Raw genomic sequence first — 26,159 nt, forward strand, 5'->3', positions numbered from 1 at the left:
AGGTGAATAACGGTGAATAACGGTGAATAATGGTGCCTGTCACCACTCGTGGACACTGTCCACCTCAGGCGGACAGTTGCTGCCTAAAATAGTTAGTGCAAATAAAAATGGATACCGCCGCTGGCGGTATCTATTTTTGTTTGCTTAAAGCGGGAGGCTTTAACAAAGTCTCCTATTAACTCTTATTCTTGAATATCCAACGTATTTACACTAATTAACGGAGCGGTAGAATTTCTTATGACTAACTCAGGTTCATAAGTAATGGACTGAGGATTATTGTCTTTTCCCTCCACGGCTGCGACAATTCGTTTCGCTGCTTCGATCCCCATATTTATTTTTGGATGGGCGACTGATGTTAACTTTACTTCGAAAGCCTCAGCTAAGAACGAGTCATCATAACCAACAATTGAAACATCATCTGGTACGCTGATTTGAAAATTCCTTAATGCATCTACAACCATTAAAGCTAACTGGTCATTGTAACAAACAATCGCTGTCGGCTTATCGTCTGATAAATAAAATTTGTTTAAATGATTCCTAACTATATCGTTCATGTCCTCGGTTGTGTAGGAGATCACCATGTCTGGGAAGAATGGAATCCCATGTTCTCGGATCGCACGGATGAAGCCCTGCATACGGTTAACTCCTTGGAGATCATCAGATTTAAATAGTCCGATAATCTTCCGATGACCTAGTTTAATTAAATGTTCAGTAGCAATATAGCCTCCATGTTCATCATTTACAACGATATGTGGAGGAGATAATTGTGGATAGTACTGATTAATCATTAAGTATGGAATATTGTGTTGTTCAAGTTCCAAATAGTAATGAATATTAGGGTTATAGATACTACTTTTTGATGGTTCGACGATAAGTCCATCGATATTCCTGCTTAACATGGTTTGCAGGCACTGTTTTTCTTTCTCAATGTCGTTATCCGTACAGGCAAGTGTTAACGAATACCCTTTTGTTGTTAAGTAGGATTCAATTCCTCTAATGATGGAAGGGAAAATATAGTCGGAGATATAAGTTGTGATTACTCCGATATTTTTACCATTCGTTTGAGCTGGCAGAACAGTTGGCTCAATTCCTTCCTTTTTAAATGAACAAAAGGTTCCGGCTCCTTGCTCCCTATAAAGCCATCCCTCATGCACTAGATCTCCGACTGCCTGGCGGACCGTATGTCTGCTCACACCAAACATTTTAACAAGTTCATTTTCTGAATATATTTTTTCACCAGGCTTTACCTTACCGCTGGCGATCCATTCCATAATATTTTCTTTCACCATATTGTACTTTGTTTTTGGGGCCACTGTATCACCACTTTCGATATAAACAGTTATAAAGCGTATATTAATAACAATAAAATATTGGACTATAAAAAAGTAGGAACCACTTTGATTATCTCACAATATCTATTATACACCAAGGACACGTACGTACATAAGTGGGAAAATAAAGAACGGTTGTACAGGTAAAAACGTAAAATCGGATCCTGTTCTTCTAACTTGTATGAATAAATTTTCTAAATATATAGTGAAATGCCTTGAAAAAATATGAATAGGTGGTAAAATCAAGCTAAATGTTATACGTACAAGTGCTGTTTGTTGTTAAATAACAATCAACTTGTATGTTTCGTTAGATTAATCATACTTGTTGTACGGATAACATATAACTGTATTAAATATATTTCATAAACCTAAGTAAGATGTGACGTCCTCAATCGTATTCTATTAAACTTTAAAAATTTTTCATGGATTATGTAAACGTATTCTTTCTAAAGGGAAGGGGAAAAAAGTGGCTAAATATGCAATTGGTGTCGACTATGGTACGCAGTCAGGAAGAGCCGTTTTAGTTGAGGTTGGGACTGGAAAAGAGGTTGCAACAGCTGTAAAACCATACACACATGGAGTATTGGATGAGTTTTTACCAGATGGAACAACCAAATTAGACCATGATTGGGCTTTACAGGATCCCACAGACTATTTAGAAGTTTTACAGGTTACCATTCCAGAAGTATTAGATAAGGCACAAGTTTCCCCGGATGATGTGATCGGATTAGGAATCGACTTTACAGCTTGTACGGTCCTGCCCGTTGATCAGACTGGGACTCCTCTTTGCTTGAAACCTGAATATAGTAAAAATCCCCACAGCTATGTCAAGCTTTGGAAGCACCACGCTGCACAAGATGAAGCAAACCGGCTGAATGAAATTGCTGAAAAACGTGGAGAAAAATTCTTACAACGCTACGGCGGAAAAATTTCTTCCGAGTGGATGATTCCGAAGGTATGGCAAATCCTCGATGAAGCACCTGAAATTTATGAAGCAGCTGATCAAATTTTGGAAGCAACAGATTGGGTTATCTCTCAATTAACGGGTCAAGTAAAACGCAATAGTTGTACGGCAGGTTATAAAGCGATGTGGCATAAACAGGACGGCTACCCATCTAAAGAATTTTTTAAAGTGCTCGATCCTCGTTTAGAAAATGTTGTTGAAGATAAATTATCTACTGATATCTTTCCAATTGGTTCTAAGGCTGGAGAAATCACAGTTGAAGGTGCTAAGTTAACCAGATTGAACCTGGGTACTGCCGTAGCCGTTGCCAATGTGGATGCACATGTTGCTGTCCCAGCAGTAGGAATTACGGAACCTGGGAAACTATTAATGATTATGGGAACCTCTACATGTCATATTTTACTAGGTGATGAGGAAAAAATTGTACCGGGTATGTGCGGTGTGGTTGAAGATGGAGTCATTCCTGGATATATGGGCTATGAAGCGGGGCAATCATGTGTAGGTGACCATTTTGAATGGTTTACTGAAAACTGTGTACCAGCAAGCTACTATGAAGAAGCAAAAGAAAAAGGCGTAAATATCCACCAGTTATTAACTGAAAAAGCAAGTCGGTTAAACGTTGGTGAAAGCGGTCTCCTTGCCCTGGATTGGTGGAACGGTAATCGTTCAACGCTTGTAGATGCTAATCTTACGGGTGTGCTTCTAGGACAAACATTATTAACAAAACCTGAGGAAATATATCGTGCGCTCATTGAAGCGACCGCTTATGGTACCCGGATGATTGTTGAAACGTTCCGTGAAAATGGTGTTCCTGTTAATGAAGTTTACGCTGCAGGAGGTATTGCTGAGAAAAACGCGTTGATGATGCAGATTTATGCTGATGTATTAAATATGAGCATTAAAATATCTGCTTCCTCTCAAACACCGGCGCTCGGTTCTGCTATGTTTGGTGCGGTTGCGGCGGGTAAAGAACGCGGCGGTTATGACAGTATTACGGAAGCAGCGAAGGATATGGGCAGAGTCAAAGATTATGTCTATCAGCCAAAAGCTGAAAATAAGGTTGTCTATGACCAGCTTTATACAGAATATGCACGCTTATATGATTATTTTGGACGCGGTGAAAATAACGTGATGAAAACATTAAAGAAAATTAAAAGTGCTAGCTCCGTGGACAGAGTGGGGGAAACAGTATGCTAGAACGACTAAAAAAGGAAGTTTTGGAAGCGAATTTACAGCTTCCAAAACATAACTTAGTGACGTTTACCTGGGGAAATGTTAGCGGTATTGATCGTGAACAAAACCTTGTTGTCATCAAACCAAGCGGTATTCCTTATGAAGAGCTAACGATTGAGGATTTGGTAGTAGTAGATTTGGAAGGCCGGATTGTAGAGGGAAATCTGCGCCCATCATCTGATACACCAACACATCTAGTACTCTATCGTGCTTTTCCAACCATTGGCGGAGTTGTTCATACCCATTCTCCGTGGGCCACAAGCTGGGCGCAGGCAAGACGTCCAATTCCTGCACTAGGAACAACTCATGCAGATTACTATTATGGAGAGATTCCTTGTACACGTGAGATGACTCAAGAGGAAATTGATCGTGCATATGAGCTTGAAACAGGAAATGTCATTGTTGAAACGTTTGAAAAAGAAGGATTAGATCCTGTCGCTTTGCCAGGAGTTCTAGTGTTTAACCATGCACCGTTCTGCTGGGGGGAAAATGCCAATAAGGCAGTGCACAATGCCGTTGTGCTAGAAGAAGTAGCGAAAATGGCGCTGCATACCTTCCAGCTAAATGCTGGCATAAACCCCATTCAACAACACTTGCTAGATAAGCATTACCTGCGAAAGCATGGGAAGAACGCGTATTACGGCCAAACAAAAACATCGAATCAGACACTTTAAGCATTTTTTTATAGATTATGATTTACCGAAGATTATTAACTACCTTGAGGGGGATTTACCTTGTTAACAACAAAAGCCTATGAATTTTGGTTTGTAACCGGAAGTCAATTACTTTACGGAGAAGATGTACTTAGAGCGGTGGAAGAAAATTCAAAAACAATTGTAAGCGGTCTAGACCATGATCCGGCGGTTCCATATAAATTAGTTTTTAAATCAGTTGTAAAGGATTCCGATGCCATTCGCCGCTTGATTCTTGAAGCGAATGCGGATGAAAATTGCGCAGGGATTATAACATGGATGCATACATTCTCTCCATCAAAAATGTGGATTGCGGGACTTACATCACTTCAAAAACCATATCTCCATCTTGCAACACAATTTAACCGTGATATCCCTTGGAATTCAATCGACATGGATTTCATGAATCTTAACCAAGCTGCACACGGAGACCGTGAACACGGATTTATCGCAAGTCGCTTGAAGGTTAAGCGTAAGGTTGTCGTAGGACATTGGGAAAACAAAGAAGTTAGAGAACGTGTTGGCAGCTGGATGACAACGGCAGTTGCTTTTGCAGAAAGTAAAAGCCTTAAAGTAGCGAGATTTGGTGATAATATGCGCCAAGTAGCCGTTACGGAAGGTGACAAAGTAGAAGCGCAAATCAAATTTGGCTGGACAGTTAATGGATACGGTGTAGGTGACCTTGTTCAACGTATGAACGATGTAAGTGAACAAGAACTTGATCAGTTAATGGCTGAATATGAAAAACAATATGATATTACTCCAGAAGGTCTTACAGATGGACCAGTTAGAGACAGCATCCGTTATCAAGCAAAAATTGAACTTGGCTTGAAAGCATTCTTGACGGAAGGCGGCTATACAGCATTTACAACTACTTTTGAAGATTTGCATGATATACGTCAGCTTCCTGGTCTTGCTGTTCAACGCTTAATGGAACAAGGGTATGGTTTCGCTGGCGAAGGTGATTGGAAAACGGCAGCCTTAGTTCGTTTGATGAAAATCATTGCTGGTAATGAAGGTACATCCTTTATGGAAGACTACACTTATCATTTTGAGCCAGGAAATGAAATGGTTCTGGGTGCACATATGCTTGAGGTTTGTCCGACAATTTCAGCTACTCGTCCTAAGATTGAGGTTCATCCGCTAGGAATTGGCGGTAAGGAAGACCCTGCAAGAATCGTATTTGATGGAAGAGGCGGTTCTGCATTAAATGCTTCAATTGTTGACCTTGGACATCGGTTCCGTCTTCTTGTAAATGAAGTAGAGGCCGTTCAGCCAGAACAGGATATGCCGAATCTACCCGTTGCACGTGTGCTTTGGAAGTGTCAGCCAACTTTAAATCAAGCAGTTGAAAACTGGATCGAAGCAGGCGGAGCTCACCATACTGGTTTCTCTTACAAAGTAACAACCGAACAGTTGAGAGATTTTGCCGAATTAGCTGGAATTGAAATGGTTGTCATTAACAACGACACAAAAACAGAATCATTCATAAATGAACTACGCTGGAATGACGTTATCTATCGTTAAATTCCGACATAAAGGCTACTAGTATGAGAGCTCTTATGGTTAGCTTTAGCACCCGGGGAACCATTTGAATTTCAGAGAAATTTTATCTTTATTACTGACTGGAGGAATACTCTTTGAAAAATAATGTCATTGTAAATGCCGATATTACAAAAGGAAAAATTAATAAAAATATTTACGGTCACTTCGCAGAGCATTTAGGCAGATGTATCTATGAAGGAATCTGGGTAGGCGAAGATTCTTCCATCCCAAATACGAAGGGAATCCGTAACGATGTATTAGCAGCCTTAAAGAATATTAAAGTTCCAGTTCTTCGCTGGCCGGGCGGCTGTTTTGCTGATGAATATCACTGGAAGGATGGAGTTGGACCTAGAGAAAGCCGTAAGCGTATGGTAAATACACACTGGGGTGGTGTAGTGGAAAACAACCACTTCGGAACACATGAATTTCTGCTATTGTGTGAATTGCTAGAATGTGAGCCGTATATTTGCGGAAACGTGGGAAGTGGTACAGTTCAAGAAATGTCAGAATGGGTTGAATATATGACATTTGAAGGTGAATCACCAATGGCAAATTGGCGCCGGGAAAATGGCAGAGATGAGCCGTGGAAAGTAAAATATTTTGGTGTAGGGAACGAAAACTGGGGATGCGGTGGTAACATGCGTCCTGAATATTATGCAGATCTTTATCGTCAGTATCAGACGTATGTACGTAACTATGGCGGCAATAAAATCTATAAAATTGCCGGCGGGGCAAACACGGATGACTACAATTGGACAGAGGTATTAATGAAGAATGCTCATTGGTTAATGGATGGTTTAAGTCTCCACTATTACACGGTCCCTGGTGATTCCTGGAGTCATAAAGGATCAGCGGTCGATTTCGTTGAAGGCGAATGGTTCGTTACGATGAAGAAAGCTTTTCGTATGGATGAGTTAATCACGAAACATAGTACAATTATGGATAAGTATGATCCAGATAAGCGCGTCGGTATGATTATCGACGAGTGGGGAACATGGTTTGATGTTGAACCTGGAACAAACCCAGGATTCTTATATCAGCAAAACACCATACGTGATGCGCTAGTAGCAGGTTTACACTTTAATATTTTCCACAATCACGCTGACCGTGTTCAAATGACCAATATTGCTCAAACAGTTAATGTTCTGCAAGCAATGATTTTAACGGAAGGCGAGAAGATGATTCTTACTCCAACTTATCACGTGTTTGATATGTACAAAGTTCACCAAGATGCAGAACTGCTTGCTGTTGATTCTGACTTTGGCAGCTATGAATATAACGGACATACGTTACCGCAGGTAACCGTATCTGCTTCAAAAAATACTGAAGGTATCGTTCACATTAGCTTTTGTAACATTGACCATCAGAACGAAGCAGTCTTAGATCTAGATCTTCGTGGTGTAATTGGAGATGAACCAAAGGTTTCAGGAACAATCATTACGGCTGACTCAATGAATGCTCATAACACATTCGAACAGCCAGAGGTTGTAAAGTCTGCTACGTTCACAGGTGTAAGTGTTGAAAATAATAAATTATCTATCAAACTACCAGCCATGTCTGTTGTTACATTAGCGGTTGAATAATTTGTGAGGGGGAGTAAGCAGTGCACAAGCAAAATCTATGTAAAGGCTGCATTGAAAGTGTGATCGTAACAGAGGAAGTCATCCATGAGCTCGTGAAGGAAGCGGAAGTGGATTTATCTGTTATTGTATCAGACGAAATTTACTTAGAACGATTAAAGATTTGCGATAGCTGCCCTTCTCTTCAATATGGCACCACTTGCGCCCATAGCGGATGTATTGTCCGATATCGGGCCAAATTTAAAAACAAAAGCTGTCCAATTTCAGGGAAGCCAAAATGGGAAAAGGCTGTTTAGGAATTATAGTTTATTAGATACAAAGCCGTTGCTTTTGCAAACCTATCAGATTGAAGAAGGGAACAGGGGAACATGGCCAATAATATAGCAAAAATGATTTTAGAAAAAGACTTTAAAATCTCTGAAATTGATAACCGAATCTATGGTTCCTTCATTGAGCATTTAGGCCGAGCAGTTTATGGCGGCATTTATGAGCCAGGACATCCGCAAGCCGATGAGAATGGTTTCCGCCAGGATGTTATTGAAATGGTTAAGGAACTTCAAGTTCCGCTCGTCCGCTATCCAGGTGGTAACTTTGTTTCCGGATATAATTGGGAAGATGGTGTAGGACCGGTAGAAAGCCGTCCGCGTCGTTTAGATTTAGCTTGGCGTACAACTGAAACCAATGAAATGGGTACCAATGAGTTCATGAAATGGGCGCAGTTAGTTAATGCAGACGTAAATATGGCGGTTAACCTTGGAACCCGCGGTATTGACGCAGCTAGAAATCTAGTAGAATACTGCAATCATCCAGGCGGTTCTTATTATAGTGATCTTCGTATTTCTCATGGTGTTAAGGATCCATACAAGATTAAAACATGGTGTCTTGGCAACGAAATGGACGGTCCATGGCAAATCGGACATAAAACAGCTGTAGAATATGGCCGCCTCGCTCAAGAAGCTGCGAAGGTAATGAAGTGGGTAGATCCTGCCATTGAGCTGGTGGCATGTGGAAGCTCGCACCGAAAAATGCCGACTTTTGCTGACTGGGAAGCGACGGTTCTTGACCATACATATGATCATGTAGAGTTTATCTCGCTGCACCAGTATTACGGAAACCGTGACAATGATATTTCAAATTATTTAGCATTGTCACTAGAGATGGATGATTTTATTAAATCGGTTATATCAATTGCAGACTATATCAAGGCGAAAAAACGCGGTAAAAAGAATATCAATCTGAGCTTTGATGAATGGAATGTTTGGTATCACAGCCATGAGGCAGATAAACAAATTGAACCATGGGGTATTGCACCGCCTCAGTTAGAAGATATCTATAACTTTGAAGATGCTTTACTCGTTGGATGTATGCTGATTACGCTTCTAAAGCATGCGGATCGTGTGAAAATTGCCTGTCTGGCTCAGTTGGTCAATGTTATTGCGCCAATTATGACAGAAGAAAATGGTCCTGCGTGGAAGCAAACGATTTTTTATCCTTATATGCATACTTCTGTGTATGGACGCGGTGTTTCGTTAAACCCGATTATTTCAAGTCCTAAGTATGACAGTAAAGATTTCACGGATGTGCCATATTTAGAGTCGACAGCTGTTTACAATGAAGAGCATGAAACATTAACGATCTTTGCTGTAAACCGTCATCTAAAAGAAGGATTAGAACTGGCTGTGGACATCCGTAACTTTGATGGGTATGAAGTAGTCGAGCATATTGTTCTAGAAAACGATGGCAATTTAAAACAAACGAACTCTGCGAAAGGTACACCTGTTTCCCCGCATTCTAATGGGAATGCAAGAACCGAAAATGGCGGAGTTTCTGCTGTATTACCTAAGTTATCTTGGAATGTAATTCGCCTGGCGAAGCGTAACTAATAACGCTTATTCCATACCTGCTTTGTTACATTTGCTAACGGACAGGTATGGAATTGTTTTTTCTATTTATCCTCTTAAGGAAGGGTTGAACGCTATGAAGATTTTGAAAGAGGAGTTTGGTAGGATAGATAACCAAACTGTTTTTTTATTTACTCTCGTTAATAATCATGGAGTAGAAGTTGGCTGCATTAATTATGGCTGTATTATTACAAAAATCATTACTCCTGATAAAGAAGGAAACTTTGAAAATATTGTTATTGGATATGATACTTTGAAGGAATATGAAAATGATCCTTATTTTCTAGGCGCTGCAATTGGCTGTGTCGCTGGAAGAATTAGGGCCGGTTCCTTCGATCTGAACGGGCAAACATACACACTCGCGAAAAATGAAAATAATAATCATCTCCACGGTGGAAATAAAGGGTTTAACCAAATGGTTTGGGAAAGTGAAGTAGTCGAAAATGAACAGGAGATTGGAGTTCGATTCACTTATTTAAGTCCGAATGGTGAAGAGGGTTATCCAGGGAATTTAAATGTTTCGGTTACTTACACCTTGAATAATGAAAATGAACTATCGATACGTTATTCTGGCGTGTCTGATGAGGACACACTTCTAAATATGACGAATCACTCTTATTTCAATTTAAGTGGGAATTTAAAACGAGATATATTGAATCACATTTTACAGATAAAAAGCGATAAGTTTCTTGAGTTAAATGATGAGCTGCTTCCTAGCGGAGAAATGCTCGATGTTAAAGGGACGGCATTTGATTTTACAACAGAGAGAATGATTCAAACGGGAGTGAATTCAGACCATCCGCAAAATAGATTAGCCGGCGCTGGGTATGACCATCCATTCCTATTAAATACACAACATGATGAAGAAATTGTTCTAAAAGACATCGAAAGTGGACGGACCTTAACCATTGAAACAGATGAAGCAGGGGTGGTTGTCTATTCTGGCAATATGATGAAAACGGAAGGAGAGATTGCCGGGGTACCAGCACGTAAGTACTTGGGGATTTGCTTAGAGACTCAGGGTTTACCGGATGCGATTCATCACCCTCAATTTCCTTCCTGGGTATTAGAAAAAGATAAAGAGTATTCTTCCGTAACCGTCTATAAATTTGGGAATTTAGAAAACTGATACTGTTTTAAGGGAGCAGGAGGAATTTAAGTGGAAAACTATAAAGCCGAACTCATGACTCTGGCCCAACGATACTGCTTTCGGATGATGGAAGCAAGGATGTTTTGGTTTACCATGTAAGGAGCTACACAGAGATTGTCGGCGATCCGTTATACAATCCCAACCGCCATACCTGTGCAAAGGAATTTACTTGGAATCTTGATGGGACACCAAACTTTGGTTTCCCAAATAAAAAATTGACGAACGATAAGGTTCATATCAGTTTCTTGATATGAACCCTTTTCTGTAAAAAAGGCGGGCATCAAGATGGAAAGTTTACAAGATTCACAGGAAAGACGTATGACTCTGCGTGCCATAACATGGCCGATATTTATCGAATTGTTTTTGCAAATGATTATGGGAAGTACTGACGTCATCATGCTATCCCATATTTCTGATGATGTTGTCGCTGCAATAGGTATAGCGAATCAACTAGTCTTTTTTGCTATTCTCCTATTTAATTTTACAGCTACCGGAACAGCGGTATTAATCTCACAGTATTTAGGGGCTGGTTTAAAAAAAGACGCCAAACAAGCTTCTGCTATATCCTTAACAATTAATCTGGGTATGGGTTTGGTTGTCAGTGTATTGTTTGTGATTTTTAAAGGACCGTTATTAACGATTTTTCACCTTGATAAGGATATAGCCAGTATTGGATTCGATTATTTATCAATCGTCGGTGGAACCCTATTTCTACAGGCTATGCTAGTCACTGTTTCTGCAATTTTGAGGTCAAATGGCTTTACAAGGGAAGCAATGTTTGTGTCAGTCATGATGAACCTCATTCATTTGATTGGAAATGCATTGGTGATTTATGGATGGTTTGGATTGCCTGAAATGGGTGTTAAAGGAGTGGCGTTTTCAACTGCTTTTAGCCGAGCAGCAGCATTAGTCATTGCGTTTTGGTTCATGTATAGGAGACTCCCAATCAGAATTGAATGGAATGATTATATCGATTTCCAATTAACGCATATTAAGAAAATATTAAAAATAGGCATTCCTTCTGCTGGTGAACAACTTAGTTACAATACGAGCCAGATGGCGATGACTGCGGTTACAGCCCTGCTTGGAGCAGCAGCTTTGTCTACCCGTGTTTATACATGGAATATTATGTCCTTTATTATGCTGTTTGCATTAGCCGTTGGCCAGGGAACACAAATTTTAATCGGTTATCGTGTAGGAGCTGGCGATTTTGCAGGGGCCTATAAACAATTACTAAAGAGCCTTAAAGTTAGTTTTATTATTACTATTATTATAGCAATCCTTATTGCTATTTTTAGAGATGCGATTATGGGTCTTTTCACAGATGATCCTGAAATTATTAAAGTCGGAAGTACACTTTTATTATTATGTTTAATTCTTGAACCTGGAAGGACATTGAATCTCATCGTGGTTAACTCACTGCGTGCTACCGGTGATGCGGTTTTTACTGTGAAAATGGGTATTCTGTCGATGTGGGGAATTGCTGTTCCGGTGTCGTATTTACTAGGAATACAGGCTGGTATCGGGTTAGCAGGAGTATGGATTGCCTTTATTGCGGATGAATGGTTCAGAGGAATCGTCATGTATTTTAGATGGAAAAGCAGAGCGTGGGAAAAGAAAGTACTCGTTGATAAAAAGCAAGCCATTACTAGTTAAAAACTGAGGAGGAGAACGTTAAATGAAATACCGCAGACTTGGAAACAGTGGATTAAAGGTTAGTGAGATTGGATTAGGGAGCTGGCTGACCTATGGAAAAGCGGTCAATAATCTGACTGCACATGATTGTATTCATAAAGCCTATGAACTTGGGATTAACTTCTTTGATACAGCCAATGCCTATGAAAGTGGAAAGGCAGAGGAGGTATTGGGTGAGGCGTTAAAAGAATACCCAAGAAGTTCATACGTTGTAGCAACGAAGCTATTCTTTCCAATGGGTTCTGGACCGAATGAGCGTGGATTATCCAGAAAGCATATCGTGGAACAATGTGACGCCAGTCTAAAACGTTTAGGCGTGGATTATATTGACCTCTATCAATGTCACCGCTATGACCCAGAGGTACCGATGGAGGAAACATTGCTGGCCCTTGATGATTTAATAAGGCAAGGGAAGATCCTTTATGCAGGTGTAAGCGAATGGAGTGCTGCCCAAATTGAGAAAGCTGTTGGGATCGGTAAGGAGTATCGCTTAAGACCGATCATTTCCAATCAGCCTATTTACAATATGTTTGAAAGATATATTGAAGATGAAGTACTGCCAATATCGGCCGAAAAAGGGATTGGCCAAATTGTTTTCTCACCGTTAGCGCAGGGTATATTAACAGGTAAATATAAGCCTAATACAGAAAAACCAGCGAATAGCAGGGCGGCAAATGATTCAACTAACTTTATCATCAATAGCTATTTTCGGGACGATGTTCTAACTGTGGTGCAGAAATTAAATGGTTTAGCTTCTGAATTAGGGGTTACGTTAAGTCAGTTGGCATTGGCATGGACTCTCCGTCATCACATCATTAGCTCTGCGATTATCGGTGCGAGCAAGACAGAGCAAATTGAAGAAAATGTAAAAGCGGTGGATATCAAATTGGAGCAGGACGTTTTACAAGCGATAGATTCAATTCTTGAAGAAGTAAAAGACTTTGCGCCGTTAAGATAGCAATTTTTTAATGAAAGGAAGTGTTGGTTGTTGATGAAGGTCTATAAACATGGAGATTCTTTAGTAAAAGAAATTAATGAAACGCGAATTCATGATGGTGCTATTTCGTTTTGGAATTTAGGGCAGGCAGGAATCTTGATGAAAGGCAGAGAGGAAGATGGATTAATCTGTATTGATCCTTACCTATCAACTAGCATTGAACAGGCAAATCCTGAAACAGAATTTAAACGTGCATTTCCACCTGTTGTTCCTCCAAGCATGCTGGAAAACACCGATGGGATTTTAATTACTCACGAACATGACGATCATTTAGATTTTACGACGTTAAGAGAAGTCGGACAAAATAAGGTGGTTGTTCCAGCACCGCTCGTATCAATGGTCCAATCGGAAACAGGCAACAAAAACATAGTAGCAGCAAAAGCGGATGAATATCTTCGTATTAAGGGATTTCAGATTACACCTGTTCCAGCAGCACATACTGATTATCAAGTTGATATGCATGGGGATCATCTATTTTTAGGGTATGGTCTAGAAGTAAATGGTGTTCGCCTGTTTCATAGCGGTGATACGATTGTCACCTCAGAATTAATAGAACAAATCATAGAATTCAAACCTCATGTTGTATTCCTGCCAATTAATGGCGGAGACTATTTCCGCACTTCACGACAAATAGTTGGAAACATGAGCTTTCGTGAAGCGGCGGAATTTTCAGTTACGGTAGGGGCAGACCTGGTTATTCCGATTCATTATGATTTGTTTCCCAATAATCGGGACAATCCTGCTTATTTTGTAGAATACTTGCTTAATCATTATTCAAATCAAAAGTTTCATATGATGGCACCTGGAGAACGTTTTATTTATCACCTGTAAAGGTTGAGCATTCAAAATTGGAGGAAAAAGATGAATAACTCAAAAGGCTTTGATAACGTTAATTTTTACGATATAGAATGGGACTTGAAAGGTGATTTATGGGCTCATGATCCGGTTAGTATGTTTCCGGCAACTCATCCCTTCTCGTCAACCATGCCTATGATTCACTGAAAAAAGGAAGACCAACATTGTGGATTAAACCACTGTATTGGGGTCGAGAAGGCTGGCCGCATATCTAAAATTGAAAAAGACTTTGGGGGACTGTGCCTCAAAGTCTTTTTTACATTTATTATGCTGCTAAGTTTAATTTATGTTTTCGCTTATAAACCACTTTTGATAATATAACACTGCATTCATATAAAAAGATTAATGGGATGACTACCAAAATATCAGATAAGAAATCCGGAGGAGTAATTAACACTGCCGTTACAATGAGAACGAAGTAGGAGTATTTACGAATCTTTTGTAATCGGTACGGATTTAATACTCCAAGACTCGTCAAGAACATGATTACCACAGGAAGTTCGAATAAAAATCCAAAGGGCAAGGTCATATGCAGTAAAAACGTAAAATACTTTTCTGTGGTAAAAAAGGTCATAAACATATCCTCCGACATGGAGAGAAGGAACTGAAAAACGATCGGGAAAATTATAAAATATCCAAAACTAATGCCAACAATAAATAAAAGGAATAAAGAAGGAATATAGGCCAATGTTACTTTTCGCTCGGAATCTTTCAAGGCTGGACGGACAAAAAGCCATATTTGATAGGCTGCTATTGGAATACTCCCTGAAATGGCAACCACACAGGATAACATTAAATAGACCCATAAAATATCGCTTGGCCCTAAAATGGCGAGCTGTACATCTAGGTCCTGAACCAGCCATTGATAAATATCTTGAACATAGACAAAGGCTGCAATGAATAAAACCATAAAGGCGCCGAGTATGATAATCAGTCGTTTTCGTAATTCTTCGAAATGGCCAATCAAAGCCATATCATGATTAGACATTGTAATTCCTCCTTAGAAAAAGAAGACGCAAGCACCATTTTCTGCCTGCATCTTCCCGAGATTAGTGTTAAATCGTCTTTTCCTCTTTTTTAGGCTCTGCTTTACTAGTGTCCTCATCCGAAACCAATTCACGTGTCGATTTTTTAAATTCTTTTAAGGTGGAACCTACAGCACGTCCTAATTCCGGTAATTTTGAAGGTCCGAAAATGATTAATGCAATCACTAAAACAAGTATTAAACCGGGAATGCCTATGTTCTGAAGCATAATTGTTGTACCCTCCTTTAGATCGCTTTTTTTGTTTGATTGCGTTGATAGCAATATTGAAATAGTTTGTACTTAGCTTTGTTTTTACAAAGATGACAACGATAGCTTTCTTCCTCTGGAATTAATTTAATGTGAGGAACATACATATGCTTCAAGGCATCCTTAACGTGGTTTGAACAAACAAACATGATGAGTTGTGCCCCTTCCGCTTAGTTATTTAAAGCTTCCACCTTGTACCGCTACTAAACAAGAACGTCCGAAGGTTTGCCCAGGGTATGGATTCCATGTTTCTGGATGCTGTACATCTAGGAACAATGTTTTTTCGTCTGGAGTTAACCATGGTCCTGTTACTTCACAGCCTTTTGGACCGGAAGCAAATTGGAAAGGTTCCCCGTATTCTTTACCATCCGTTGGGATCATGAATACTCCACAGTTCTTATATGCAGCATATTGATTGGTTTCAGTAGCAGAGTAATCCTCAACCACCCAAAGATTGCCTTTGCTATCAAAGTGCAGGTTATCTGGGCAAGTAATTCCGCTTTGCTGACCGCCGGCAACAAACACTTCAAATGTAAAGGAATCACTAGCGTGGTCACTGTTTGCTGGAACAAAGCGAACAATTTGTCCGTGGAAATTTCCGTGACCGGTATTGTTGGTCAGCGCTAAGAAAACACTACCATCATGAGGGTGAATTTCCACATCTTCTGGACGGTCTAATTTTGTACCGCCTGCAGCAAGACCTGCTGCGCGTGCATTTGTTAAGACATCCGCCTGGTCAGCGAACCCGCTTAATTTTGGATTTTTTGCATGATCGAGAGCAATCCATTTTTGCTGGCTCATACTTGCTACATATAATGTTCCGTTTTCTAAAATATCAAAGTTGGCTTCACGATTGGCAGGATTGAATTTCTTACTGCTAATAAATTTATAGAAGCATGCGTCACCTTTATCATCACCCATATAAACAACCACTCTGCCGTCATTGGTTAAGCCCATTGCAGTATTTTCGTGGGCAAAACGACCAAGGGCAGTATGCTTGCGAACAGGTCTGTTTGGATCAAATGGATCTACCTCAACAACCCAGCCATAATGATTGTCATTAAAATTTGGCCAGCCGTAGTCATTGCCGTATTCTGTGTTTTCTTCACAAGATAGAACTGTATTCCATAAAGTGCGGCCGCCGCTGCAATTTCCTAATGAACCCACTACACTCGTTGCTCCGCCTACATATTTGCTTCCACGTGCGGGGCCAGTTAATTCAATCGGAGTATTTCCATCGACACGGCGATTATATGTATCATCTAACACAAGTTTCCAGCCATCCTTTTCCTTCTTAACATGGATGACAGAACCACCGACAGCTTCTTTTTCCATTTTGAGAAGCTCCGGATAGTTTGCTAGATTTTCTTTTTTGAATGTAGATTCATTGATTCCTAACATCTTCATATAGTTTACGGGTTCAGGGAATTCATGATTGACCCAGATTAAGCCTTCTTCAGAATTGTTTCCACCTTTTAAGCAATCCATTGGAAAATAAACCGTTAGGTCTGCTGCATCCCCAAATTTTTCTCCCTTTGAATTAATCACATCTCCATAAGAAGCAATAATAGAATAGTTGTAGCCATTAGGCAGGACCATATCGTTTTCCCATGTACGGCTAATTGGTTTGAAAGGTGAGGTAAATGATTTGCCCTTACCATTAGGCTGTCCATTCATTAAGTGGTTTCCAGTCATCGCATTTCCTGTTAATGTTCCAATTCCTGATGAAGCGGCAACTAATGCGGCAGTACTACTTCCAACGTACGTTAAAAATAAACGGCGATCCATATAATAATTCTCCCTTTTTAGATAATAGAGTTACTTTCACTCTGATTATAGGCAGTCGTTTTGTTAATGTTAATTAAGGGAATGTAAAGATTTGTTAAGATAGAATAAACTATTTTAATAATCTGTAAATTACGTAAAGAACTTTAAAAAGTGAAAAATTTATCGTAAGCTTCAGGCGTGGAATTTCTTTTGTTAAGTAGAAGAATAATAAGGAGCAAAGTGAATCGGAGGGATCATAGTATGGAAGGTTTTCATCAGAGTCCAAATATCTATAGCAGCGAAGTCAATTTGAAAGTGAAAAATTTAGACTATGCCTTAACTTTTTATCAAAACATTATGGGGTTTAAGGTACTAGAGAAAGCAGATAGAAAAGCTGTATTAACGGCTAATGGAAAAACACCGTTAGTCACGTTAGAACAGCCTGAAAATGTAATAGCAAAGGAAGGACGGACGTCGGGACTTTACCACTTTGCCATACTGCTTCCCAGTCGTGCTGATTTATCTGTTTTTTTACGTCATTTTCTTAGTACAGGATATGAACTCGGTGCTGCGGATCATTATGTCAGTGAGGCACTTTATATTACGGATCCAGACGGCAATGGGATAGAGGTTTACCGAGATCGTCCTTCAAATGAGTGGTCATGGAAAGATGGCTTGGTGGATATGGCAACTGTCGAACTGGATGGTAACGGGTTATTGGCAGAAAGTAATGCGGAATGGACAGGGCTGCCGCCTGGGACGATTATGGGGCATATTCACCTCCATGTGGGAGAACTGCGAAAGGCAGAAGAGTTTTACACAAAAGGACTGGGATTCACGGTTGTCAGCCACTATCCACAGGCAGTCTTTTTATCAACAGGAGGTTATCACCATCATATTGCCATTAATATGTGGCAGGGAGAAGGAGTTCCTGCACCACCGAAAAATAGTGTGGGGCTTAATTGGTATTCACTTGTATTTCCGGATGCTTCTGAGAGAGAATCAGCAATGGAACGCTTGAAACAGCTAGGCGCGAGTGTTGAGAAAGAAGCAGATTATTATGTAACGAGCGATCCATCCGGAAATCAAATTCGATTGGTGTTATAGAGCGAATAACTGTGAAGCCAGAGGAATCTGGCTTCAGGCTGTCGAGAAAATCTCGACAGCCATTATTTTTTCAATGCAGAAGTTGATGGAGTGACCCAAGCTTGTCATTAAAAGAATTTTGGGTCAATGGAGAGGTGCTGGAGTGACCAAAGCCTGTCATGAAAAGAAATTTGGGTTAATCCAGAGGTGTTAGAAATATAAAAATGCCGAGAAAAACCTTTCTTGACAATGTGAAGCCAGATGAATATGGCTTTTTTTGTTGGAATCACACTGGAAAAATATCCAAGAAATATTGTTTTTTGTAAAATATGGTGATATAGTACATTACAACAGTAATGTACTATATCAGAAAGGAGGAATAGGGTTGATTCTTAATATGGACGGTACAAAGCCGATTTATTTGCAAATTTCCGAATGGCTGGAGAGAGAAATTCTGAATGGGAACTTTGAAAGTGATCAAAAAATTTATTCTCAGTATCAGCTTGCAGAAATGTTTACGATCAATCCAGCAACCGCGGCGAAGGGGTTAACACTACTGGTTGAGGAGAATATTCTCTATAAAAAGCGCGGGCTCGGTATGTTTGTTTCAAATCATGCGAAGCAGATTATTTTGAACAAACGCAAAAATCAAACCTTAAAAAAATTAGTTCTTGAAATAGTGATGGAAGCAGAACGGTTGAACGTAAGCAGAGAGGAATTAATCCAAATGATCCAAGCTGTAAATGTAGAGGAGGCAGGGGAATGAACATCATTGAGTGCAGTAGTTTAACCAAAGTTTATGGTGCAGTAAAAGCGCTGAACAATCTTTCTTTTGAATTACAAGAAAATAAGATTACAGGTTTAATAGGGCGAAATGGCGCGGGCAAAACGACGCTATTAAAAATTATAGCCGGTTATTATAGAGAGACTTTAGGTGAAATAAAGGTTTTTTCAGAAAAGCCTTTTAACAATTTGTTGGTCTCAGCCAATGTGATGTATATAAATGATCAAATGAACTTTCCGACAGCATTGAATTTAAAGGAAATATTAAATGTTTCCTCTACCTTTTATGAGAATTGGAACCACGAGCTTGCTGACCGCCTTTTTGACTACTTCGCCTTTCAGCAGACACAGCAATATAACAACCTGTCAAAAGGTATGAAAAGTACCTTCAATATGATCGTAGGTTTATCTGCACGCTGTGCCTTAACCGTGTTTGATGAACCAACAACCGGGATGGACGCAGGTGTAAGGAAGGATTTCTACAGGGCGCTGCTAAAAGATTACATTGATTTTCCTCGCACGATATTACTCTCAAGTCATCACTTGGATGAGATAGAGGATATATTGGAAGATGTTTTGCTTATAAAGGACGGAACAAAACTTCTTCATATCCCAGTGGAAGAGTTAAAAGAATGGGCAATTGGAGTTCAGGGGTCAAGCGCAGCTGTGAACGATTGGATTAAGAATCGAGAGGTCATCCATTCAAAAAATGTTGGTCTTGATCGAATGTATGCAGTGGTAAAACAGAATGGCTCTGAGTCTGAAATTCAGCGGGCAAAAGAAGCAGGACTTGCGATAACTCCTATCTCTTCAAGTGATGTTTGTGTGTATTTAACAAGCAAAAATAAAGGGGGAATTGATGATGTCTTTATCAAGGATTAGTTTACAGGAGGTTGTTAAAAAGCAATATTCTTATAAGTTTAGGTCTTACATTCAAGTGTTTCTATCGCTTGTGTTTATCCAGATGTTAGGGATTTTGTTCTCGTTTAATGGAGTTGGAATGGCGGGGACCAGCAGTAGTACGTTTGAAATTGATATCCATTTCTATTCTTCGGACATTGTCGTTATTTTCACGATGCTCTGGGCATTCATTACTTCCATTCTGATTACAACCCAAGCCTATAGAAATGATGATTTTGCGTTTATTACGAATAGATTGTCGAGTAACTTATCCAATATGTTGTTTTTACTGACCATAAGTATGGTTGGCGGATTAACCGCGCTTCTATCCAGTCATGTAATTAGAATATTGATGTATGTACTAGGAAGAAGTGAATACCTCTATACAACCACGGATGTATCTGAGTGGATTATTGGTTTTATCGCCACTGTTCTTTATATATTAATTTGTTCGGCAGTAGGTTATTTTTTCGGTACACTCGTTCAGCTTCATAAGGTATTTGCTGTTTTACTGCCGGTCGCCTTTTTTGGGATATTGATTGTAGGAGCAGGTACTATGAATGAAACCATTATTCAAGAGGGTTTTGAATTTATTTTTAAGGAGACCTCTTTGGCCATATTTATAGTTAAAATAGGGGTTTTGGCTGCCTTACTTTTTACAGGTTCGGCACTAATGTCAAATCGAATGGAGGTGAGATAGATGATATCGGTTGTGCCTATAATCATCGTAGTCATCATGGTCATTGCGATTACTTCTCTATTGGTCAATCTAACTAAGCGCAGCAGGAGTGTATTATTCTCTGGGAGTCGAATACGCTGGATGTTTGTTGGCTATCTAAGCATTTTGCTCATCTGTACGGGAGTGAGTCCATTGCTGCCAAAGGGAGAAATCACCTACCAAAAGGTTGATGGGAATCAGTTGGAAAGAGATAGCAACGAGTTATATGAGGCAGCGATTAAAGGGAATATTGAAACCGTGGATAGTGAATACATCGTTAAAACTCGGAAATTTGATTATACTGAAAAACAGTTAAATATTGCAGTCCTAAATGACGACTTTCTTAGCGCCTCCATTTTTGTTGAGAGAAAAACAAGCAATGATGGGAAAATTGAAGCTCTCCAGTATCAAACAGGTTCAGGTATAAATGATTTATCTATATCAGACTTACTTCAACCGCTTAAAATCAATATTGATAAAAATACATTAATACTTGAAAATCCTGAAAAATTAAAACTGGAATTCTCCCGATTTCAACAAGCATTCCCAATCAACCAATTCACCGGTAAGGGCGGCTTCAGTGACTCAAGCCACTTCATTGACGGAACCAGTATCCTATACCTAAAAATACCAAAAGACTTAGAACTTACTACCACAAACGAAATTGCTCTGGAATACGTGGAATGATTTTTGTATGGGTGAAAAACAAAAGCCTAATCCCTTATCATGGGGATTAGGCTTATTATTAAGCAGTTTTACTAATTGGAACGTTCTTTTCTTTCTGCTTTTTAGATGACACATACACTCCGCCTAAAATGAGAATAAATCCTGCAATCATGGATAAATGAATCTCTTCCTTAAGAATAATCGCACCCCAGACCATTGCGGATATCGGCACGAGATATGTGACTAAAGAGGCAAATTCAGGGCTTCCTTTTTGAATGCAATAGTAATACAAAAGATAGGCAAAACCAGATCCGAATACACCAAGACCCACTAATGCCCCAAAAATAGGAGGTTCAAGCATCATGGTAAAAACAGATCGGTCTGTGAAGAGTACTATAATGAAACTAAAAATTGCAGAAACTGTTAGTGTGCTAACTGAAATCATCGTAACGCTAACATTTACTAAGTATTTCTTCGTCAGGTGTGTTGAAAAACCATAACAGAGAGTAGCGCCGACCATCGTGATTAAACCAACAACGGACTGGTCCATAATATTCGTAACATCAACGCCAGACAGTATGATGATTCCAAAGAAACCTAGTGCAATCCCTAACCATTGGAACAACCGTAATTTATTTTGAAAGATAATAAAACCTATAATCAGTGTCCAAATTGGTGTTGTAGCATTTATCAATGAAGCATAGCTGCTAGTAATTTTCGTCTCACTTAGCGCAATCAAATACCAAGGAATCGCATTATTGAGAAGTGAAACAAGAATAATCTTTCCTATCGGCAGCCCTTTAAATCCCTTCCAGTCTTTTTGAAAGGCAACAATCAATAAAAGAATAACTGTCCCAAATAAACATCTTCCAAAAACGACTCCCCAAGCTCCGAGTGGTTCAACTAAGAGCTTGATAAATAAAAAGGACGTTCCCCAAATTAAACTTAAGGTAAATAAAGCCCCATATAACCTAACCATCTTTCTCATCCCCTATCCATAAACAACGATAAACCAGGTGCCTTACATCGTCAATCACTATAATTAATCTAAAAAGATTTGATATAATGGTAACCAGTGTGATGGAACAAGCGATTATTAAATATGGCTCTATTAAAACTGAATGTTGATTTCACTGTGTTTGGAAAATAAGCGGAGAATTTCCGTTTAAATTGGGAAATACTCATATTTCCTTAAAAATAAGCGGGGTTTTTCCGCTTATTTTATCTAAATCCTTTGATTTTGTCTTATTTTAAGCAGTTAACCGGAGTTTCTCGGCTTATACCTGCTTCTTAAGGTTCCTCTATATACATTAGCCGGAAATTCTCCGCCTTTGAATTCTCAACCCACATGAAAATCAACAATGAATCATAACAGAACCTTAAATATAAATGAACCTCGGAGAGGAGCAGGACTTTTGGATATTACGTTAAGTCAAAAACAGATAAAAGAAATGTGCGGAACTGTCTCCTTTAAACGAGGGGATTCTTTTTATAGAGCGGGGAAGGTATCGTTTGATTATATAAGTAATAATCGTTGTGAAGCGACGGTTAAAGGGACCGAGGACTTCTTTGTCACTATTAACAAAGAAGAGAACGGAGACCTTCATACGGCATGCAGCTGTCCAACACTTCTATCTGTAAAAAACGATTGCCAGCATATTGCTGCCGTATTGCTTGCCATTCATGACCATCAACAGAACGGACTAGTTCCTAAAGTGCGAAGTGGGGAACAGGTTGATCCTTCAACGAGTCAGGCGCTGACAGAAGGATTGCTCACTCTTTTTACAAATCAACCAAAAAGGCCAAGTAGACATCAGCTCCATTTCGAGAATAGACAGGTTCTGCGAGCAGAATTTCTATGTAAACCTGTGGATATTGGAAACGGGAGAAAGCTGCTAGGTATAGAACTGAAGATTGAGCATGAAAAAGTGGCAGATATCCGCCAGTTTCTCACTCATGTAAAAGCAGGGCTGCCTAGTGCGCTTTCCGATACGCTTATCTTTAATACGAGTCTTCATTGTTTTAATAAAGAGACAGATGATGTAATGCAGCAGTTATTCCTAGTGGTTCAAGATGAAAAGTCATACGTGAATGCAATGGCAGACAGCTTAGAGGAATCATTCTCCCCTAATCTTTTGCTCATACCGCCATCATCCTTTAATCAACTCTTACCTTTACTTGTAAAAGCTCCACTAGTGAAAGTTGAAAATGATGGGGAAACGTATGAAGGTCTTCATCTCACGGATAAAATGCTTCCACTCCAGTTTAGTTTTACATCAGGAGAGGATGGAGGCTGCCATCTCAGAATAAAAGGATTGAATCATTTTATTGTATTGGATTCTTACCACTTTGTTCTATATAAGGGTAAGTTCATTAGGCTTGAAGAAACGGACAGCAAGCGATTGGCCAACCTTAAAGAAATGTTGGAAGCTTCAAAAACCAATCAAATTGAGATTCTGCCTGAACAGTTGGATTATTTTTTAGAAAACGTGGTCCCGGGTTTAAAAAGACTCGGAAAGGTTGAACTGCCTCAGAATTTAACGAGCACCCACAGGAAAACACCTTTAGTCGCCAAACTTTATCTGGATCGGTTGAAAAGTCGCCTGTTAGCGGGCTTGGAGTTTCAATACGGTAATATTGTGATTAACCCGTTAGATATCCCTCGAGAATTGCAGAACGGACTCGTATTAATAAGGGACCTAGAAAAGGAAAAGCAAATCATTCAACTGATGGAAGAAAGCTCGTTTGCTACGACAGACAGCGGCTACTTCTTGCATAATGAAGAGTTGGAGTATGAGTTTTTATATCATGTTTTTCCTAGGCTACAAAAACTAGTACAGATATATGCTACAACAGCAGTCAGGAACCGGATTTTTAAAGAAAATACTATTCCAAGGATTAGGGTTAAGGTAATAAAAGAGCGAACAAATTGGCTGGAATTTAAATTCGATATGGATGGAATCCCGGAAAGGCAGATAAAAGAGATTTTATCCGCACTTGAGGAAAAAAGAAAATACTATCGGCTGCGGAATGGGGCGCTCCTCTCATTAGAAACAAGAGAATTTGAAGAAATCCAACGCTTTCTACAAGCCGCACCTGTCCAGGCGGAGGATCTTGAAGCAGGGTTGAATGTACCAATGCTTCGGGGATTAAAGCTGCTTGACTCTGTTGAAGAGGACTCAACATTTACACTGGAGGATTCGTTCCGTCAGTTCTTGGATACCATCCAAAATCCTAGTAGTATGAAGTTTGAGGTACCGAAACTGGTTGCGCCGATTTTACGGGACTATCAAGTTCAGGGCTACAAGTGGTTGAAAACTCTTGCTAGTTATGGATTTGGAGGGATTCTTGCGGATGATATGGGGCTGGGGAAAACACTTCAAAGTATTACCTATATCCTTTCGGAGCTTCCTCGTGTTCGTAAAAACAAGCTGCCGATACTGATTGTCTGTCCAGCGTCCTTAACCTATAACTGGCTTAGTGAAATCAAGAAATTTTCCCCGGGAGTGGAGGCAATCATTTTTGATGGAAGTAAATCAGAGCGTGCATCTAAACAAAAACAACTCTCTGATTCAGATATTGTGATTACTTCTTATCCTTTGTTGCGAAAGGATATACTCTGGTACGAGAAACAAACCTTTCATACCGTTTTTTTTGATGAAGCGCAGGCATTTAAAAACCCAATAACGCAGACAGCTAGAACGGTAAAGAGAATCAAGGCTGATCACCGTTTTGCTCTAACTGGTACACCTGTTGAAAATTCCTCTGAGGAGCTTTGGTCGATCTTCCATGTTGTATTCCCTGAACTTTTTCAAGGGCTGAGGGATTTTAGCCACTTAACAAGGAAGCAGATTGCGAGAAGAGTGCGTCCATTTTTACTGAGAAGGTTAAAGGAAGATGTGCTAGCAGAGCTTCCTGAGAAGATAGAGTCAGTTGATTTAGTGGAGCTGCTGCCAGAACAGAAGAAACTCTATGGAGCTTATTTAGCGAAACTAAGACACGACACGCTAAAGCATTTGGATAAAGACACACTTCGAAAAAATAAAATTAAAATCCTCGCTGGTTTGACAAGGCTTAGGCAAATCTGCTGCCACCCATCTTTGTTTGTTGATGGATATAAAGGGAGTTCTGCTAAATTCGAACAGCTGCTAACGATCTTAGAGGAATCTAGGCAGGCTGGAAGAAGAGTATTGATCTTTTCGCAGTTCACAAAAATGCTCCAGTTAATCGGCAGGGAAATGGCGATTCAAGGGCAGCCTTACTTTTATCTTGATGGACAAACCCCAGCAGAAGATAGGCTAGAGCTCACAAATCGATTTAATTCAGGAGAGCGGGACCTTTTTCTAATTTCCTTGAAAGCAGGCGGAACAGGTCTGAATTTAACTGGTGCAGACACTGTTATCCTCTATGATCTTTGGTGGAATCCAGCGGTGGAGGAACAAGCAGCGGACCGTGCCCACAGGATGGGGCAAACAAATATAGTGCAAGTCATCAAGTTGGTTGCACGAGGTACAATAGAAGAAAAAATGAATGAACTACAGGAGAAAAAAAGAGAATTAATAGAGGAAATTATTGATTCGAAAGATAAAGGAACTTCTACTCTAACGGAAGAAGATATTCGAGAGATATTAATGATTTAAAAAAACATCCTTCGTGATGATAAGATATTTCAACTAATCAAACGTTTGATTAAATACCACCTAAACTTTATTGAAAAAACTAATCAAACGTTTGATTAAACTAGCAAGCTTACGTTTATACTTGAATTTATATTTGCGAAAAGGTATTGACTCCTTGTTTATATGATAGTAATATAGTAATTCCCTTGAGGGGACATTCAATTAAACGAATTTTATTAAATGGATAATTAGTAAAGTGTTGACTTTATTATTGAAATAAAGTAAACTAATTTTTGTCGCTGATTACGAAAAGATATTTTAAAAAAGTAATTGACACGAACCGATAGGAAATGTTATAGTAAATCCTGTTGTTAAAACATTGCTC

The 26,159-nt window shown here is 39.5% G+C and carries 22 protein-coding genes; 17 read left to right on the plus strand and 5 right to left on the minus strand.

The genetic code is table 11. The features are described 5' to 3' along the window. Nucleotides 1-182: 182 nt before the first annotated feature. Complete coding sequence (locus BANA01_RS14815; RefSeq protein ID WP_034676774.1) at nucleotides 183-1,313, minus strand: GntR family transcriptional regulator; 1,131 nt, start codon at nucleotides 1,311-1,313, stop codon at nucleotides 183-185. A gap of 484 nt (nucleotides 1,314-1,797) precedes the next feature. Between BANA01_RS14815 and araB the strand changes: the two genes are divergently transcribed. The 11 genes from araB to BANA01_RS14865 all read left to right on the plus strand — a co-directional run bounded on the left by araB (nucleotide 1,798) and on the right by BANA01_RS14865 (nucleotide 13,919). Then, nucleotides 1,798-3,492 carry a ribulokinase gene (gene araB / locus BANA01_RS14820; protein ID WP_034676772.1) on the plus strand — a complete coding sequence of 565 codons (1,695 nt, stop codon included), beginning with the start codon at nucleotides 1,798-1,800 and terminating at the stop codon, nucleotides 3,490-3,492. Continuing rightward, nucleotides 3,486-4,202 carry an L-ribulose-5-phosphate 4-epimerase gene (gene araD / locus BANA01_RS14825; protein ID WP_034676770.1) on the plus strand — a complete coding sequence of 239 codons (717 nt, stop codon included), beginning with the start codon at nucleotides 3,486-3,488 and terminating at the stop codon, nucleotides 4,200-4,202. The genes araB and araD overlap by 7 nt, the downstream gene beginning before the upstream one ends. A 60-nt stretch (nucleotides 4,203-4,262) precedes the next feature. Beyond that, nucleotides 4,263-5,747 (plus strand): L-arabinose isomerase, encoded by a 1,485-nt coding sequence (araA, locus tag BANA01_RS14830; protein WP_034676768.1) that lies wholly within the window; start codon nucleotides 4,263-4,265, stop codon nucleotides 5,745-5,747. Between the two features lie 113 nt (nucleotides 5,748-5,860). Further along, nucleotides 5,861-7,348: an alpha-N-arabinofuranosidase gene (locus tag BANA01_RS14835; RefSeq protein WP_034676766.1), complete on the plus strand. Its 1,488-nt coding sequence runs from the start codon at nucleotides 5,861-5,863 to the stop codon at nucleotides 7,346-7,348. A 20-nt stretch (nucleotides 7,349-7,368) separates the two neighbouring features. Next, entirely contained in the window at nucleotides 7,369-7,641 is a 273-nt protein-coding gene (locus tag BANA01_RS14840) for a DUF6171 family protein (RefSeq protein WP_034676764.1), read from the plus strand. A gap of 72 nt (nucleotides 7,642-7,713) precedes the next feature. Continuing rightward, nucleotides 7,714-9,228 carry an arabinosylfuranosidase ArfA gene (gene arfA, locus BANA01_RS14845; protein WP_034676762.1) on the plus strand — a complete coding sequence of 505 codons (1,515 nt, stop codon included), beginning with the start codon at nucleotides 7,714-7,716 and terminating at the stop codon, nucleotides 9,226-9,228. Between the two features lie 94 nt (nucleotides 9,229-9,322). Continuing rightward, entirely contained in the window at nucleotides 9,323-10,375 is a 1,053-nt protein-coding gene (locus BANA01_RS14850) for an aldose epimerase family protein (protein ID WP_034676760.1), read from the plus strand. A 104-nt stretch (nucleotides 10,376-10,479) separates the two neighbouring features. Then, nucleotides 10,480-10,650 (plus strand): hypothetical protein, encoded by a 171-nt coding sequence (locus BANA01_RS30195; protein WP_218008399.1) that lies wholly within the window; start codon nucleotides 10,480-10,482, stop codon nucleotides 10,648-10,650. A 31-nt stretch (nucleotides 10,651-10,681) separates the two neighbouring features. Beyond that, nucleotides 10,682-12,052 (plus strand): MATE family efflux transporter, encoded by a 1,371-nt coding sequence (locus BANA01_RS14855; RefSeq protein WP_034676758.1) that lies wholly within the window; start codon nucleotides 10,682-10,684, stop codon nucleotides 12,050-12,052. 22 nt (nucleotides 12,053-12,074) lie between these two features. Beyond that, nucleotides 12,075-13,049 carry an aldo/keto reductase family protein gene (locus BANA01_RS14860; protein ID WP_034676756.1) on the plus strand — a complete coding sequence of 325 codons (975 nt, stop codon included), beginning with the start codon at nucleotides 12,075-12,077 and terminating at the stop codon, nucleotides 13,047-13,049. Between the two features lie 33 nt (nucleotides 13,050-13,082). Further along, nucleotides 13,083-13,919 carry an MBL fold metallo-hydrolase gene (locus BANA01_RS14865; RefSeq protein WP_169803698.1) on the plus strand — a complete coding sequence of 279 codons (837 nt, stop codon included), beginning with the start codon at nucleotides 13,083-13,085 and terminating at the stop codon, nucleotides 13,917-13,919. Nucleotides 13,920-14,208: 289 nt separating this feature from the next. Here BANA01_RS14865 and tatC read toward each other — a convergent pair whose 3' ends face one another. The 3 genes from tatC to BANA01_RS14880 all read right to left on the minus strand — a co-directional run bounded on the left by tatC (nucleotide 14,209) and on the right by BANA01_RS14880 (nucleotide 17,023). Continuing rightward, nucleotides 14,209-14,931: a twin-arginine translocase subunit TatC gene (gene tatC, locus BANA01_RS14870; RefSeq protein ID WP_034676752.1), complete on the minus strand. Its 723-nt coding sequence runs from the start codon at nucleotides 14,929-14,931 to the stop codon at nucleotides 14,209-14,211. Nucleotides 14,932-14,998: 67 nt separating this feature from the next. Then, a complete protein-coding gene (locus tag BANA01_RS14875; protein ID WP_034676750.1) occupies nucleotides 14,999-15,196 on the minus strand; it encodes a twin-arginine translocase TatA/TatE family subunit in 198 nt (65 codons plus the stop codon). A gap of 213 nt (nucleotides 15,197-15,409) precedes the next feature. After that, nucleotides 15,410-17,023 carry a PhoX family protein gene (locus BANA01_RS14880; protein ID WP_034676748.1) on the minus strand — a complete coding sequence of 538 codons (1,614 nt, stop codon included), beginning with the start codon at nucleotides 17,021-17,023 and terminating at the stop codon, nucleotides 15,410-15,412. 240 nt (nucleotides 17,024-17,263) lie between these two features. Here BANA01_RS14880 and BANA01_RS14885 point away from each other — a divergent pair, with 240 nt between their 5' ends. The 5 genes from BANA01_RS14885 to BANA01_RS14905 all read left to right on the plus strand — a co-directional run bounded on the left by BANA01_RS14885 (nucleotide 17,264) and on the right by BANA01_RS14905 (nucleotide 21,176). Beyond that, nucleotides 17,264-18,109 carry a VOC family protein gene (locus BANA01_RS14885; protein ID WP_034676746.1) on the plus strand — a complete coding sequence of 282 codons (846 nt, stop codon included), beginning with the start codon at nucleotides 17,264-17,266 and terminating at the stop codon, nucleotides 18,107-18,109. A 364-nt stretch (nucleotides 18,110-18,473) separates the two neighbouring features. Continuing rightward, nucleotides 18,474-18,854 carry a GntR family transcriptional regulator gene (locus tag BANA01_RS14890; RefSeq protein WP_034676744.1) on the plus strand — a complete coding sequence of 127 codons (381 nt, stop codon included), beginning with the start codon at nucleotides 18,474-18,476 and terminating at the stop codon, nucleotides 18,852-18,854. Continuing rightward, nucleotides 18,851-19,753, plus strand: a complete 903-nt coding sequence (locus BANA01_RS14895; RefSeq protein ID WP_034676742.1) for an ABC transporter ATP-binding protein — start codon at nucleotides 18,851-18,853, stop codon at nucleotides 19,751-19,753. Before BANA01_RS14890 ends, BANA01_RS14895 begins: the two co-directional genes overlap by 4 nt. Next, nucleotides 19,734-20,471, plus strand: coding sequence for a hypothetical protein (locus BANA01_RS14900; protein ID WP_034676740.1), 738 nt, complete (start codon nucleotides 19,734-19,736; stop codon nucleotides 20,469-20,471). Before BANA01_RS14895 ends, BANA01_RS14900 begins: the two co-directional genes overlap by 20 nt. Then, complete coding sequence (locus BANA01_RS14905) at nucleotides 20,472-21,176, plus strand: hypothetical protein (RefSeq protein ID WP_034676738.1); 705 nt, start codon at nucleotides 20,472-20,474, stop codon at nucleotides 21,174-21,176. 58 nt (nucleotides 21,177-21,234) lie between these two features. On the opposite strand, the gene BANA01_RS14910 is transcribed toward BANA01_RS14905, so the two are convergent. Further along, complete coding sequence (locus tag BANA01_RS14910) at nucleotides 21,235-22,134, minus strand: DMT family transporter (RefSeq protein WP_034676736.1); 900 nt, start codon at nucleotides 22,132-22,134, stop codon at nucleotides 21,235-21,237. Between the two features lie 436 nt (nucleotides 22,135-22,570). Between BANA01_RS14910 and BANA01_RS14915 the strand changes: the two genes are divergently transcribed. Continuing rightward, complete coding sequence (locus BANA01_RS14915) at nucleotides 22,571-25,795, plus strand: DEAD/DEAH box helicase (RefSeq protein ID WP_034676735.1); 3,225 nt, start codon at nucleotides 22,571-22,573, stop codon at nucleotides 25,793-25,795. Nucleotides 25,796-26,159: the final 364 nt, after the last annotated feature.

Source organism: Neobacillus niacini NBRC 15566 (genome assembly GCF_001591505.1).
GTDB classification, from domain to species: domain Bacteria; phylum Bacillota; class Bacilli; order Bacillales; family Cytobacillaceae; genus Neobacillus; species Neobacillus niacini.